This window comes from Pseudolysinimonas sp. (assembly GCF_057350545.1).
On record NZ_JBMRCP010000029.1, the window covers coordinates 162347 to 175141 of the forward strand.

The following is a 12795-nucleotide window of genomic DNA, read 5'->3' on the forward strand; positions in this document are numbered from 1 at the left end:
CGAGTCAGTTGCCGCGCACCTGCGAACGGCCGACCTTGGTGTCGAACGAGTTGACGATCTGCGTGTACACCTCGTTGGCGTCGTAGTCGCCCGTGACCTGCGCACGAAGGAACAGGGCCTGATCGCCCGCGTTGCTCACGACCGTGATCGCGAACGCCGAGGTGTCGGTGCCGCAGCCCTCCCAGGCCGACTCGAAGCCGACGTAGAAGCCGTCGTCGTACGGCGTCGCCTCCTGGACGACCGTCTCGCACGAGCCGTAGGGGCTCGAGATGCTCTCGAGCAGCCCGAGCAGCTGCTCGTCGGTCACGCCGGGGGCCGCCGTCGCCGCGATCTCGATACCCGAGACGTCCCACGTCTGCTGGTACTCCTGGATGTCGGGCGCGGCGAAGATCGACGCCCACTCCTGGCCGGCGTCGGTCGTGAACGGGGCGCCGTCGACGTCGTCCCAGTCGCTCGGCACCGTGACGGTGACGACGCCGAGGTCGTCGAGCAGCGCGGTGTAGCCCGCGGTGCTCGGATCGGTCGGCTCGATCGGTTCGCCCGTCTCGATCGGCACGGGCGACTCCCCGCCCCCGATCGTGCCGAAGTCGGGATCTTCCGGCTTCGCGGTCTCGACGACGACGACCGGCGGTGCGACGCAGCCGGCGAGCAGCGCGGCTGCGGTGCCGGCGACGAGCGCCGCGCGAAGCAGGGTGGAACGGGACACTGGTGCCTCCAAGGCTCTCTGATGGTTCGGAGAAGAACGTGATCACAATAGTGGCGGGCGGGGGCCGCGCAACGGCGGCCGGGAAGCCGTTGCAATGCTGTTGCAATACGTGCCCTCATCGCCCCGCCGCACACCGGTGCTACCCTGAAACCGTGCGTCCCGGCCTGCTCCTTCTTAGCCGCCGCGACGAGGTCTAGCCCAGAGCCTCCCTCGTCGCGGAGTTCGTCGTCGGCTCGACCCGAAACCGAACCAGACCAGGAAGCCAGACCATGAAGAACACGCAGCGTCCCTCGGGGATGCCGTTCCACCGCTACCGCCCCTACGCGTCGGACTTCGCGACCGATCTCCCCGACCGCACGTGGCCCGCGAAGGTCATCGAGCGCGCACCCATGTGGTGCGCCGTCGACCTCCGCGACGGCAACCAGGCGCTCATCGACCCCATGAGCCCCGAACGCAAGCGCAAGATGTTCGAGCTGCTCGTGCGCATGGGCTACAAGCAGATCGAGGTCGGCTTCCCGTCGGCCAGCCAGACCGATTTCGACTTCGTGCGGCTGCTCATCGAGGACGGGCTCATCCCCGACGACGTGGTCATCCAGGTGCTGACCCAGGCCCGCGAAGAGCTCATCGCCCGCACCTTCGAGTCGATCAAGGGCGCGAAGCAGGCGATCGTGCACCTGTACAACTCGACGAGCGTGCTGCAGCGCGACGTCGTGTTCCGCACCGACGTCGAGGGCGTCAAGCAGATCGCGCTGCAGGGTGCCGCGTGGTGCAGACAGTACGAGGCCACCGTGCCGGGCACGACCGTCTACTACGAGTACAGCCCCGAGTCGTACACCGGCACCGAGCTGCCCGTCGCGCTCGAGATCTGCAACGCGGTGATCGAATACTTCCAGCCGACGCCCGACCGCAAGATCATCGTCAACCTGCCGTCGACCGTCGAGATGGCGACGCCGAACGTTTACGCCGACTCGATCGAGTGGATGTCGCGCCACCTCGTGCACCGCGAGAACGTCATCCTGTCGCTGCATCCGCACAACGACCGGGGCACCGCGATCGCCGCCGCCGAGCTCGGCTACCAGGCCGGCGCCGACCGCATCGAAGGCTGCCTCTTCGGCAACGGCGAGCGCACCGGCAATGTGGACCTCGTCGCGCTCGGGCTCAACCTGTTCACGCAGGGCATCGACCCGGAGATCGACTTCAGCGACCTCGACGAGATCCGGCGCACCGCCGAGTACTGCAACCAGCTCAAGGTGCACGAGCGCTCACCGTGGGCGGGCGACCTCGTCTACACCGCCTTCGCGCGCTCGCACCAAGACGCGATCAAGAAGGGCTTCGAAGCCCTCGACGCGAAGGCGGCCGCGGCCGGCATCCCCGTCTCCGAGATCGAGTGGTCGGTGCCCTACCTGCCGATCGACCCGAAAGACGTCGGGCGCGGATACGAAGCCGTCGTGCGCGTCAACTCGCAGTCGGGCAAGGGCGGCGTCGCCTACCTGCTCAAGGCCGACCGGTCGCTCGACCTGCCGCGTCGCCTGCAGATCGAGTTCAGCTCCGTCGTGCAGGCGAAGACCGACTCCGAAGGCGGTGAGGTGACGAGCGAGCAGATCTGGGAGATCTTCCAGGACGAGTACCTGCCCGCCGCGGCCGACGACGCCAAGTGGGGCCGCTACGAGCTGCTCGGCACCCGCACGGCCAGTGACATGGATGGCGACGTCGACCTCGACGTGCGCCTCCGCGTCGACGACGACGTGCAGCCGCAGACCGGCAAGGGCAACGGACCCGTCGCGGCATTCCTCGGCATCCTCCAAGCCCAAGGCCACGACATCAAGCTGTACGACTACGTCGAGCACACCCTCTCCGCCGGCGGCGACGCGCAGGCCGCGGCCTACGTCGAACTGCAGGTCGACGGGAAGCGGTTGTGGGGGGTGGGGATCGACGGCGACATCTCGACGGCATCCCTCAAGGCGGTCGTGTCGGCGGTCAACCGCTCGGTGCGCGCTGACTCTTCGTCTCGCGAGCTCACGTCGGTGTAACTCGGGGGTCGCGGGGCCGGGCACGGTTCGCGTCCCTCGCGGGTTGAGGAGCGGGCCGCGCAGCGGCACGCGTCTCGAAACCCCACGTTGGACGCACCCGGTTTCGAGACGCGTCGCGCTCTGCGCGGCGCTCCTCAACCCTCGACGAGGAGGACACGTCGCCCGTCGACGAGCGCGCGGGCGACGGGGAGTTGCTCGCGGGCGACGAGGGTGACGAGGAGGCCGTCGGGGGAGAGCCCGACATCGAGGTCGCGGAGGACAGCGCGGAGAGGGTCGAGACCGTCGGGACCGCCGGCGACGGTGTGCTCGGGCTCGTGGCGGCGGAAGTCGTCGGGGATCTCATCGAGCCGAGATATCGGCACATGGGGGAGGTAGGCGACGGCGAGGTCGACGTGTCCGAGCGGTTCGCGGGGGAGGGCATCCCACCAGTCACCCTCGTGCACGGTGAACCCGTAACGCGCCCCGTTGCGTACGGCGTAAGCGAGAGCATCCCGATCGATGTCTACGGCGTAAGCATCGGCGCCGGGTAGACGGGTGGCGAGGGCCGCGGCGATCGCGCCCGACCCGCAGCCGAGGTCGACGACGACACGGGCGGCGGGGCGGGCGTCGAGGGCCGCGTCGACGAGCACCTCCGCGCGACGCCGCGGAACGAAGACGCCCGGGCCGACGGCGATGTCGAGTCCGGCGAAGACCGCGACGCCGAGCGCCTGTTCGAGCGGCACCCCCGCAGCACGAGCCGCGACGATCGCGTCCGGGTCGCCACCCACGCGCCGGACCTCGGAGGCCTCCTCCTCGGCGAAGACGCAGCCGACGGCGCGCAGGCGCGCGACGAGCGCGTCGGTCACTCCGTGCCCGGTCGAGGGCGTCGACGCAGGGAGCGCTGCTCGGGGAGGCTCCAGCGGAACGCCACCGCGAGGATGCGGACGACGAACGTGACGACGACGCCCACGATCGCCGCGACGGAGACATCGACGTCGACCCGAGTGAGCACGACGATGACGATGCCGCCGGCGAGCGCGGCGACGGCGTAGAGCGAGCCCACGTGCATGAGCGCGATCGGCAGGTTGAGCAGGAGGTCGCGCAGGATCGAGCCGCCGACGGCGCTGATCACCCCGACGAAGATCGCGGGGACCTCGGGAAGTCCCGCGGCGAGGGCGGCCGTCGTGCCGATCGCCCCGAACAGCCCGATCGTCAGCGCGTCGAGGGCGGTGATGACCGCGGAGAGTCGCGCGAAGAGGCCGTTCAGCAGCATCCCGAGCAGCGCCGCCGCGGTCGCGACCGGGAGGTAGGCGTTGCTCTCGAGAGCACGCGGCACCTCGCCGAGCAGGAGGTCGCGGATGAGCCCGCCACCGAACCCCGTCGCGATGCCGATGATCGCCACCCCGAGCAGGTCGAGGCGGCGATCCCGGAACTGCGCCGCGAACGTCGCGCCCTGGAGCGACCCGATCCCGACGGCGAGCAGGTCCGCCCAGAGCGGGATGGTGAAGGCGTTCACGCCTCCATTGTGGGCCTCGGCACCCGTTCGCGGCGCCAGCGGACGAGCGCGAGCACGAGGAGCGCGAGCGTCGCGACCGGCTGGCCGACCGTCATGAGCAGCGTCACCACCGCGACCTCGGGCGTGGCGTGCTCGAGGTGGTGCAGGTGGAACCACGCGTGCGGGATCGCGAACGCGAGCATCCCGAGCAGTGCCGGGATGACGAGCACCGAGCGCGGCAGGATCACGGCGGCGGAGAGCACGATCGCGAGCCCGAGCGTCGCACCGCCGAAGTCGCGGGCGTAATGCTCGGCGAACGGCGGGGTCAGGGCGACGCCCGGGAAGTTCTCGTAGAAGTGCTCGGGGAAGAACTGATTCCAGATGCCGATCATCCAGGCGGCGGCGGCGAGCAGCGCGAGCCCGCCCCGCAGCACGACGGTCACTTCTCGGCTCCCGACGCGAGCCACTCGTCGAAGGTCTGGGTTCCCGCGCCCGGCAGCCCGGCGAGGTGGTGCCCGGCGGCGAACGCGGCGAAGGCCTTGCCCGGCAGCTTGATCGACAGCACGCGACGCGGGGCGCGGCCCGCGGCCTGGAGGCGACGCAGGATGTCGGTCGCGTCGAGGATCTCCGGACCGCCGACGTCGGCGACACGTCCCGCAGGGGAGCCGGTCGCGAGCTCGACGAGCCGGTCGGCGACATCCACGACCCCCACGGGCTGGATGCTCACCCCCTTCAGGAAGAGCCGGTTGCCGAACATCCCCAGGATCTCGCCCGGGAACGAGTGGAACTGGGTCGCCCGCAGGATCGTGAACGGGATGCCCGACGCTGCGATCGCGTTCTCGCTCGCGACCTTGTCGACGTAGTAGCCGTAGGGGATGCGGTCGACGCCGACGATCGAGAGGAAGACGAGGTGGGTGACACCGGCCCGGCGCGCGGCGGCGAGCAGGCGTTCGGTGTCGGGCAGGTCCTTTCGCCGATTCGTCGCGAGGTGCACGACCGTCTCGACGCCGGCGAGCGCGGCCTCGAGTCCGGCGCCGGTCGACAGGTCGCCGACGAGGTGGCCGTCGCCGGGTGTGCGGCTCAGCACGCGCACGTCGTGCCCGGCGGCGCGCAGCCGCTCGACGGTGGGTCGCCCGGGGCCGGAGGTGCCGCCGGTGACGAGGATGGTGGTCATCCGTCTCTCCTTACTAGAGGGTTCTCTAGCTGAGAGCGGATGCGCTCCCGAAACGTGACAGCTTGTCGGGGTTGAGCACGATGTAGACCCCGCGGATGCCGTCGTCGCCCGCATCGACCGTCCAGAGCGCGAGCGGCGAGCCGTCGGGGCGCACCCCGAGCACGGCCGGTTCGCCGTTGACGACGACCGGCACCGCGGCCACCCCCTGCCCGAACTTCTCGAGCACGCCGAGCAGGAAGTGCGCGACGCGCTCGGCGCCGTCGATGATCTTGCGCGCCGCGAGCACCTTGCCGCCGCCGTCGGAGATCGACACGACGTCGCGCGCGAGCCCCCCTTCGAGCGACTCGAGGTCGCCCGCCTCGGCCGCCGCCAGGAACGCCGTGAGCAGCCGGGCCCGCTCCGCGGGGGCGACGTCGCGTGCGCGGTCGGCGTCGAGGTGCTTCCGGGCGCGCGAGTACAGCTGCCGCGCGTTCGCCTCGCTCGTCTCGAGCACCTCCGCGACGCGGGAGTGCGGGTAGTCGAATGCCGCGTGCAGCACGAACGCCGCCCGTTCTGCCGGCGACAGCCGCTCGAGCAGCAGCAGCACCGCGAGCGACAGCGCCTCCGCCCGCTCGGCGCCGAGAAGCGGGTCGGCTGACGTGTCGATCGGCTCGGGCAGCCAGGGTCCGACGTAGAGCTCGCGGCGAGAACGTGCACTCGTCAGCTCCGCGATCGCCAGCCGGGTCACGACCGTCGCGAGATACGCGCCAGGCTCGGCGACGGCATCCTGATCGGTCTTGTCCCAGCGCAGCCAGGCCTCTTGCAGGATGTCTTCCGACAGGGCCACCTCGCCCAGCATCCGGTACGCGATGCCGAACAGCCGCGGCCGCACCGCCTCGAAGACATCCGCTCCCACGTCCACATCTTCCCAGCCAAACGGGAGCAGACTTACCCACATGCCCGGGATGACGTATCGCGACGAAGCCGTCGTGCTGCGCACCCACAAGCTCGGCGAGGCCGACCGCATCGTGACGATGCTGAGCCGGCAGCACGGCAAGATCCGCGCCGTCGCGAAGGGTGTGCGCCGCACGGCGTCACGGTTCGGCGCACGGCTCGAACCGTTCATGGTCGCCGACCTGCAGCTCTACAAGGGCCGCAGCCTCGACATCATCCAGCAGGCGGAATCGATCGGCTCGTACGGCGCCGACATCGCGGGCGACTACCCGCGCTTCACCGCGGCGACCGCGATGGTCGAGGCGGCCGACCGGCTCACCGAGCACGAGGCGGGGCTGCAGCACTACCTGTTGCTCGTCGGTGCACTGCGGTCGCTCTCGAAGGGAGAGCATCCCGCGGGACTCACCCTCGACTCCTACCTGCTGCGGGCGCTCTCGATCGCGGGGTGGGCGCCGTCGTTCGTCGACTGCGCCGTCACGGGCGAGACCGGGCCCCACACCGTCTTCGTCGTGCAGCTCGGCGGCGTGGTGTCGGATGCCGTCGCCCCGCCCGGGGCACCGCGGCTCGACCCGGCGACCCTCGGCACCCTCGCCGCGCTCCTCGCCGGCGACTGGGTCACGGCGGAGGGCGCCGACGAGCGCACGCGGGCGCAGGCGTCGGGTGTCGTCGCCGCGTACACGCAGTTCCACCTCGAGCGCGGCCTGCGGTCGCTCCCGCACGTCGATCGGACCCCCGCATGAGCTCGAGTACATCGATTCGCGTCGGGAGCACGTGCGCGATCCCGTGCGCTCGACGCGAATCGATGAACTGGGGCTCCGCATGACGCATCCCGACGAGTACGGCGGCAGCGGCACCGGACTGCCCGTCGACTGGACGGGGCTGTACCCGCCGAAGCTCCCGGCGAGTGCGGTGCCGAAGCACGTCGCTGTCGTCATGGACGGCAACGGGCGGTGGGCGAACGCGCGCGGGCTCTCGCGGGTCGAGGGTCACAAGGCGGGGGAGGCGAGCCTGCTCGACGTCGTCGCCGGCGCGATCCAGATCGGGGTGACGCACCTCTCCGCGTACGCCTTCTCGACCGAGAACTGGTCGCGCAGTCCCGACGAGGTGCGCTTCCTCATGGGCTTCAACCGCGACGTCATCCGCCGCCGCCGCGACCAACTGCACGAGTGGGGCGTCCGCGTGAAGTGGGCGGGTCGTCGTCCCCGGCTCTGGCGCAGTGTCATCGACGAGCTGCAGGTCGCCGAAGAGCTCACGAAGCACAACACGGGGCTCACCCTCACGATGTGCGTCAACTACGGCGGACGCGTCGAACTCGTGGATGCCGTGCGCGAGATCGCGGAGGACGTCGCGTCCGGCAGGGTGAAGCCGGACCGCATCTCGGAGAAGACGCTGCAGAAGCACCTCTACGTGCCCGACCTGCCCGACGTCGACCTGTTCGTGCGGTCGTCGGGGGAGCAGCGCACGAGCAACTTCATGCTCTGGCAGTCGGCCTACGCCGAGATGGTGTTCCTCGACACCCTGTGGCCCGACTTCCGCCGCACCGACCTGTGGCACGCGATCGACCTCTACACCTCGCGGGCGCGCCGGTTCGGGGGAGCGGTCGACGCCCCTCAGGCCTGAACCGGCGGGGTGGCCTCTTGCCGTGCGCGCCGCGACGGGGGAGGCTCGGGACATGACCGGGCACAGCGCCGCGCTCCAGTCGGCCATCGCCGAGTTCCGCGATCCGAGGGGCTACGTCGCCGTCGCCTCGATCGGCATCCCCCCGTCGAGCGCCGTCGCCGCGCTGCGGACCGATCTCGCCGCGTGGGAGGCCGCCGACCGCGACCCTCAGGGTTACGACGCCGTCATCGCCCGCACGCGTGCGTCGTACGCGCGGCTCGTGAACGTGCCGGTCGACCGCATCGCGATCGGGTCGCAGACCTCGGTGCTCACCTCCCTCGTCGCCGCCGCGGTGCCCGAGGGGGCTGAGGTGCTCGTCCCGGAGGGCGATTTCTCGTCGATCGAGTTCCCGTTCCTCACCCGACCCGGCATCCGGATGCGCGCCGTGCCGCTCGCCGCGCTCGCCGAGTCGATCACCGAGCAGACCTGGCTCGTCGCGTTCTCGCACGTGCAGTCGGCGACGGGTGCGGTCGCCGACCTCGACGCGATCCTCGAGGCGGCGGCCCGCGTCGGGGCCTTCACCTTCTGCGACGTGACGCAGGCGGCGGGCGTCGCGCCGGTCGACGCGAGCCGGTTCGACGTGACCGTGTGCCACACCTACAAGTGGCTGTGCTCGCCGCGCGGCGTCGCGTTCCTCACGCTGAGCCCGCGGTTCGACCCGCTGCTCACGCCGCTGCAGGCGGGCTGGTATGCGGGAGACGACCCGTGGACGAACGTGTACGGCCCCGCGATGAGCCTCGCCCCCGACGCCCGACGCTTCGACGTCTCACCCGCCTGGCAGGCCTGGGTCGGCGCGGAGCCGGCGATCGAGCTGTTCGCCGGCCTCGACATCGCCGAGGTCTGGTCGTTCACGAGTTCCCTCGGCGACGCCCTCTGCGATGCGGTCGGCATCCCGCAGCAGCACCAGGCGATCATCACCTGGCCCGACTCCTCGGGCGACGACCTGCGGCGCCTGCTCGACGCCGGCATCCGGATCTCGGGGCGCGCCGGACGGCTGCGGGCGTCGTTCCACCTCTGGAACGACCTGTCCGACGTCGAGGCGGTCGCGCGCGTCGTGCGCTAGCCCCTTGTCGGGGCGACCCGCGCCGGAGACCATCGGCGCATGCAGCTTCCCGCCGGTCGGCACTTCGCGATCGCCTGGCACATCCCCGACGGCTACGGCGGGATGACGAGCGCGCTCCTGCACCGATCACGCGCATTCGTGCGGCTCGGCGGCGTCGAGGTCGACGTGCTCACCTTCGACGCGCGACCCGACTACCCCGACCTCGAACGACGGCTGCGGGATGCCGGCGAGCTCACCGACGGCGTCGGGCTCGTCAACCTCTACGAGTGGCTGCGCGGGCATCCGCTTCCGGGAGGGCGCTTCGACCCCGTCCGGACGCCGCTGACCCCGCTCACCGACGGTGTCGCGATGGAGCGGGACGGCATCCCGATGTCGCGTACGCGGTACGCCGCCGACGGCGAGACGGTGCTGCAACGCGACCACTACCGCCTCGACGGCACGCTCCTGCTGAGCGACCGCCGCGACCTCGTGGGCGGCGGCCGATCGGTCGTGCTCTGCGACGACCGCGGGATGCCGGTGCGCGGCTGGCGGCGGATCCGGTCGCTGTACGCGGCATGGCTCGACGTCCTCGCGGGCGACGGGCCGGCGCATCTCCTCATCGACAGCACCGTCAGCGCGGCGAACCTCCTCGGCTACCGCCGCCGGGGCTCGACACTCGTGCACGTGCTGCACAACTCCCACCTCGCCGACCCCGACGACCCGGGCGGAGAGCTGCGGCCCCGCCGGCGACCCGTGCTCGCACAGCTCGACGCCTTCGATGCGGTCGTCGTGCTCACCGAGCGGCAGCGGGTCGAGCTCGACGCGCGCCTCGGACCGCTGCCGAACCTGCACGTGATCCCCAATGGGCGGGACCTGCCGTCGCGCGGGGCGTTGCGACGTGACCCGCGTCACGCGGTCGTCGTGGCGTCGCTCACAGGACGCAAGAAGGTGCAGCGGGCGATCCGAGCGACGGGGCGCGTCCGGGGTTCTCGACTCGATGTCTACGGCGAGGGCGACCGGCGGGAGTTCCTCGAGAGTGTCGCGTCGACCCGACCGCACGGTTCGGTGATCTTCCACGGGCACCGTCCCGAGGCGCGTGCGCGGCTCGCGGAAGCGTCCGTTCTGCTGCTGACGAGTCGCTTCGAGGGTTCACCGCTCGTGCTCCAGGAGGCGATGGGCGCGGGATGCCTGCCGATCGCGGTGGACGTGCGCTACGGCCCGCGCGACGTCATCCGCCACGGGGTCGACGGCTGGCTCGTCCCGCCCGGCGATCAGGGGGCGCTCGACCGTGCGGTGCGTGAGGCGATGACGATGCCCGCGTGGCGCCTCGCGCTCATGCGCATCTCCGCACGGCGCTCGGCCTCGCGCTATCGCGACGAGGTGATCACGCGGCGCTGGGCTCGTCTGCTGACGCGGCTCGCCACGGACGTGTGACCACGAGCCAGATGCCCAGCGCGGCGAGGGCGTAGATCAGGTAGAGCCCGATCCACGCCCAGAGGCCGAAGCCGACCTCGGCCCACGAGGCGGGGAACGGCAGCAGCACGAGCAGGAAGGCGAAGAGGCCGATCGCGTAGGCGGCGATCCAGACCCGCCGGCTTGCCTCCCACACCGTGCGACCCGCGAGCCCGCGCAGGGGGAGGAGAGCGATCGGCAGCGCCGAGAGGCCGGCGATGGCGGCGGCCGACAGCAGCTCGCGCGCGAACACCCCACCCGCACCCTCGACGCCCGCGGCGACGAGGACGCTGTACCCGATCCAGGCGAGCATCCCGATGCCGAAGGCCCAGCCGAGCCCGATGAGCGCGACGCGGGCCTTCTCGGCGGTGCCGAGCAGCCCGCCGAAGGCGACGCCGGCGACGAGCCCGAACACGATGGGAGGCTCGAAGCCGGTGAGCCGCGTGAGCAGCACCGCCCCCGCGACCACCAGCAGCGTGAGCGGTGCGAATCTGAACGTGGCGGAGGCGGTGGGATGCGTGCGCCGCACGAGGAGGATGACCGCGACCCAGCCGAGTACGACCTCGACCGCGAACGCCGCGAGGATCGACAGGAGCACGCGCAGGCCGGCGGCGTCGAACCCGAACTCGGGATCGGCGAACGCGGCGATGACGGCGGCGACGGCGACACCGCCCGCTGCGAGCGGCCACCCCCGCCGCGCTTCGCCTCCCCTGCTTCCGGCCGCGTGCGCATCCGACGCCACCACGCGCCGACCCGGTCGGACAGCGTCTCGGCGGCGGAGTTGAAGAAGTGGGTGGGGATCGCGACGAGCAGCGCGAGGATGACGGTGCCGATCGCCGCCCAGAGCAGGTTGCCGGAGGTCGCGGCGGTCGCGACGGTGTCGAGTCCGCTGTACACCGTGGGCTCGGCGAACGGGCGCGGGGCTCCCGGAGGGGCGCAGCAGTCGTCGACAGGGGCGGGCTCCTCTACCGGAGCGCCGAGGCAGGTCGCGTCGATGAGGCAGACGTCGCCGCGGTCGAAGGCGAGGTCGTAGCGGATGCTCGTTCCCTCGGTGCGGATGAGCCCGTCGCCGCACCCGGAGAGATCGCGGGCGAGGAACTCGATGTTCCCCGTGACCGCGGTCGGCGTGAGTTCGACACGTCCCTGACGAGCACGCATGTCGTTCTCGAGGTCACAGCCGGTTCCGGTCGCCGGGAGGTCGACCACCATCACCCCGTCGAGGAACTCGCCGAAGAACCCGTCGTCGGCGCAGACCCCGCCTGTGCACTGGAAGTCGAGGTCCATCTCCCGCTCCCGCACGAAGCCGTTCTCGAGCGTCTCGTAGCGCGTGCCCTCATATCGCAACTCGCCGACGTTCGGGTCGTCGGCGACGGCGTACGCGGGTGCGGTGCCGCCGAGCGGGATGAGAAGGAGCGCGAGGAGGGGGAGCAGGAGACGGCGCACGATGCCTCCGGGGCGGGTCGAGGTAGCGGAAGGCTAGCAGCGCTCAGTTCTGAGTCGTACGGGCGACGCTCGCGAGTTCCCGGGCTCGGTAGGCTGGCGTGGTTATGGCCGCCTCTGCACTCGACTCGATCATCTCGCTCGCGAAGCGTCGCGGCTTCGTCTTCCAGTCCGGGGAGATCTACGGGGGTTCCCGTTCCGCGTGGGACTACGGCCCCCTCGGCACCGCGCTCAAGGAGAACATCAAGCGCGAGTGGTGGAAGTTCATGGTGCAGACGCGCGACGACATCGTCGGCATCGACTCCTCGGTCATCCTTCCGAAGCGCGTCTGGGAGGCCTCGGGTCACGTCGCGGTGTTCTCGGACCCGCTCGTCGAGTGTCTGAGCTGTCACAAGCGTTATCGGCAAGACCACCTGCTCGAGGCGTTCGAGGAGAAGAAGGGCCGCGTTCCCGAGAACGGCATGGGCGACATCGTCTGCGAGAACTGCGGCACGCGCGGTCAGTGGACCGAGCCCCGTGAGTTCAGCGGCCTGCTGAAGACGTATCTCGGCCCCGTCGACGACGAGGCGGGTCTCCACTACCTGCGGCCGGAGACCGCGCAGGGCATCTTCGTCAACTTCGCCAACGTGCTCGCGAGTGCGCGTATGAAGCCGCCGTTCGGCATCGCCCAGGTGGGCAAGTCGTTCCGCAACGAGATCACCCCCGGCAACTTCATCTTCCGCACGCGCGAGTTCGAACAGATGGAGATGGAGTTCTTCGTCAAGCCCGGCACCGATGACGAGTGGTTCACCTACTGGATCGACCAGTGCGAGCAGTGGTTCCTCGGCCTCGGCATCGACCCGCAGAATCTGCGGCGCTACGAGCACCCGCAGGAGAAGCTCTCGC

At 70.8% G+C, this 12795-nt stretch carries 13 protein-coding genes; 6 read left to right on the forward strand and 7 right to left on the reverse strand.

Translation table 11 applies throughout. From position 1 onward, the window contains the following. Window positions 1-4 precede the first annotated feature (4 nt). Window positions 5-706: a hypothetical protein gene (locus ACO1X9_RS04410; protein ID WP_486349618.1), complete on the reverse strand. Its 702-nt coding sequence runs from the start codon at window positions 704-706 to the stop codon at window positions 5-7. A 269-nt stretch (window positions 707-975) separates the two neighbouring features. On the opposite strand from ACO1X9_RS04410, the gene leuA reads away from it, so the two are divergent. Continuing rightward, window positions 976-2736: a 2-isopropylmalate synthase gene (gene leuA, locus ACO1X9_RS04415; protein WP_486349619.1), complete on the forward strand. Its 1761-nt coding sequence runs from the start codon at window positions 976-978 to the stop codon at window positions 2734-2736. A gap of 134 nt (window positions 2737-2870) precedes the next feature. Here leuA and ACO1X9_RS04420 read toward each other — a convergent pair whose 3' ends face one another. From ACO1X9_RS04420 to ACO1X9_RS04440, 5 genes are read right to left on the reverse strand one after another with little or no spacing between them, the layout of a single operon-like run. Continuing rightward, a complete protein-coding gene (locus tag ACO1X9_RS04420; protein WP_486349620.1) occupies window positions 2871-3581 on the reverse strand; it encodes a N5-glutamine methyltransferase family protein in 711 nt (236 codons plus the stop codon). Then, complete coding sequence (locus ACO1X9_RS04425; RefSeq protein ID WP_486349621.1) at window positions 3578-4231, reverse strand: trimeric intracellular cation channel family protein; 654 nt, start codon at window positions 4229-4231, stop codon at window positions 3578-3580. The genes ACO1X9_RS04420 and ACO1X9_RS04425 overlap by 4 nt, the downstream gene beginning before the upstream one ends. Next, complete coding sequence (locus ACO1X9_RS04430) at window positions 4228-4653, reverse strand: hypothetical protein (RefSeq protein ID WP_486349622.1); 426 nt, start codon at window positions 4651-4653, stop codon at window positions 4228-4230. The genes ACO1X9_RS04425 and ACO1X9_RS04430 overlap by 4 nt, the downstream gene beginning before the upstream one ends. Further along, a complete protein-coding gene (locus ACO1X9_RS04435; RefSeq protein WP_486349623.1) occupies window positions 4650-5384 on the reverse strand; it encodes an SDR family oxidoreductase in 735 nt (244 codons plus the stop codon). The genes ACO1X9_RS04430 and ACO1X9_RS04435 overlap by 4 nt, the downstream gene beginning before the upstream one ends. A 25-nt stretch (window positions 5385-5409) precedes the next feature. Beyond that, complete coding sequence (locus ACO1X9_RS04440) at window positions 5410-6279, reverse strand: RNA polymerase sigma-70 factor (protein WP_486349624.1); 870 nt, start codon at window positions 6277-6279, stop codon at window positions 5410-5412. 49 nt (window positions 6280-6328) lie between these two features. On the opposite strand from ACO1X9_RS04440, the gene recO reads away from it, so the two are divergent. The 4 genes from recO (at window position 6329) to ACO1X9_RS04460 (ending at window position 10452) form a co-directional block, all read left to right on the forward strand. Next, window positions 6329-7057 (forward strand): DNA repair protein RecO, encoded by a 729-nt coding sequence (gene recO / locus ACO1X9_RS04445; protein ID WP_486349625.1) that lies wholly within the window; start codon window positions 6329-6331, stop codon window positions 7055-7057. A 79-nt stretch (window positions 7058-7136) separates the two neighbouring features. Further along, the gene (locus ACO1X9_RS04450; protein ID WP_486349626.1) at window positions 7137-7937 is read left to right on the forward strand and encodes an isoprenyl transferase; all 801 of its coding nucleotides are present in this window, start codon (window positions 7137-7139) and stop codon (window positions 7935-7937) included. Between the two features lie 52 nt (window positions 7938-7989). Beyond that, window positions 7990-9039 carry an aminotransferase class V-fold PLP-dependent enzyme gene (locus ACO1X9_RS04455; protein WP_486349627.1) on the forward strand — a complete coding sequence of 350 codons (1050 nt, stop codon included), beginning with the start codon at window positions 7990-7992 and terminating at the stop codon, window positions 9037-9039. A gap of 39 nt (window positions 9040-9078) precedes the next feature. Further along, complete coding sequence (locus ACO1X9_RS04460) at window positions 9079-10452, forward strand: glycosyltransferase (RefSeq protein ID WP_486349628.1); 1374 nt, start codon at window positions 9079-9081, stop codon at window positions 10450-10452. On the opposite strand, the gene ACO1X9_RS04465 is transcribed toward ACO1X9_RS04460, so the two are convergent. After that, complete coding sequence (locus ACO1X9_RS04465; RefSeq protein ID WP_486349629.1) at window positions 10403-11215, reverse strand: hypothetical protein; 813 nt, start codon at window positions 11213-11215, stop codon at window positions 10403-10405. The genes ACO1X9_RS04460 and ACO1X9_RS04465 overlap by 50 nt on opposite strands. Before the next feature lie 802 nt (window positions 11216-12017). Between ACO1X9_RS04465 and ACO1X9_RS04470 the strand changes: the two genes are divergently transcribed. Continuing rightward, window positions 12018-12795: glycine--tRNA ligase (locus ACO1X9_RS04470; RefSeq protein ID WP_486349630.1), on the forward strand; the 778-nt coding region annotated here is incomplete at its 3' end.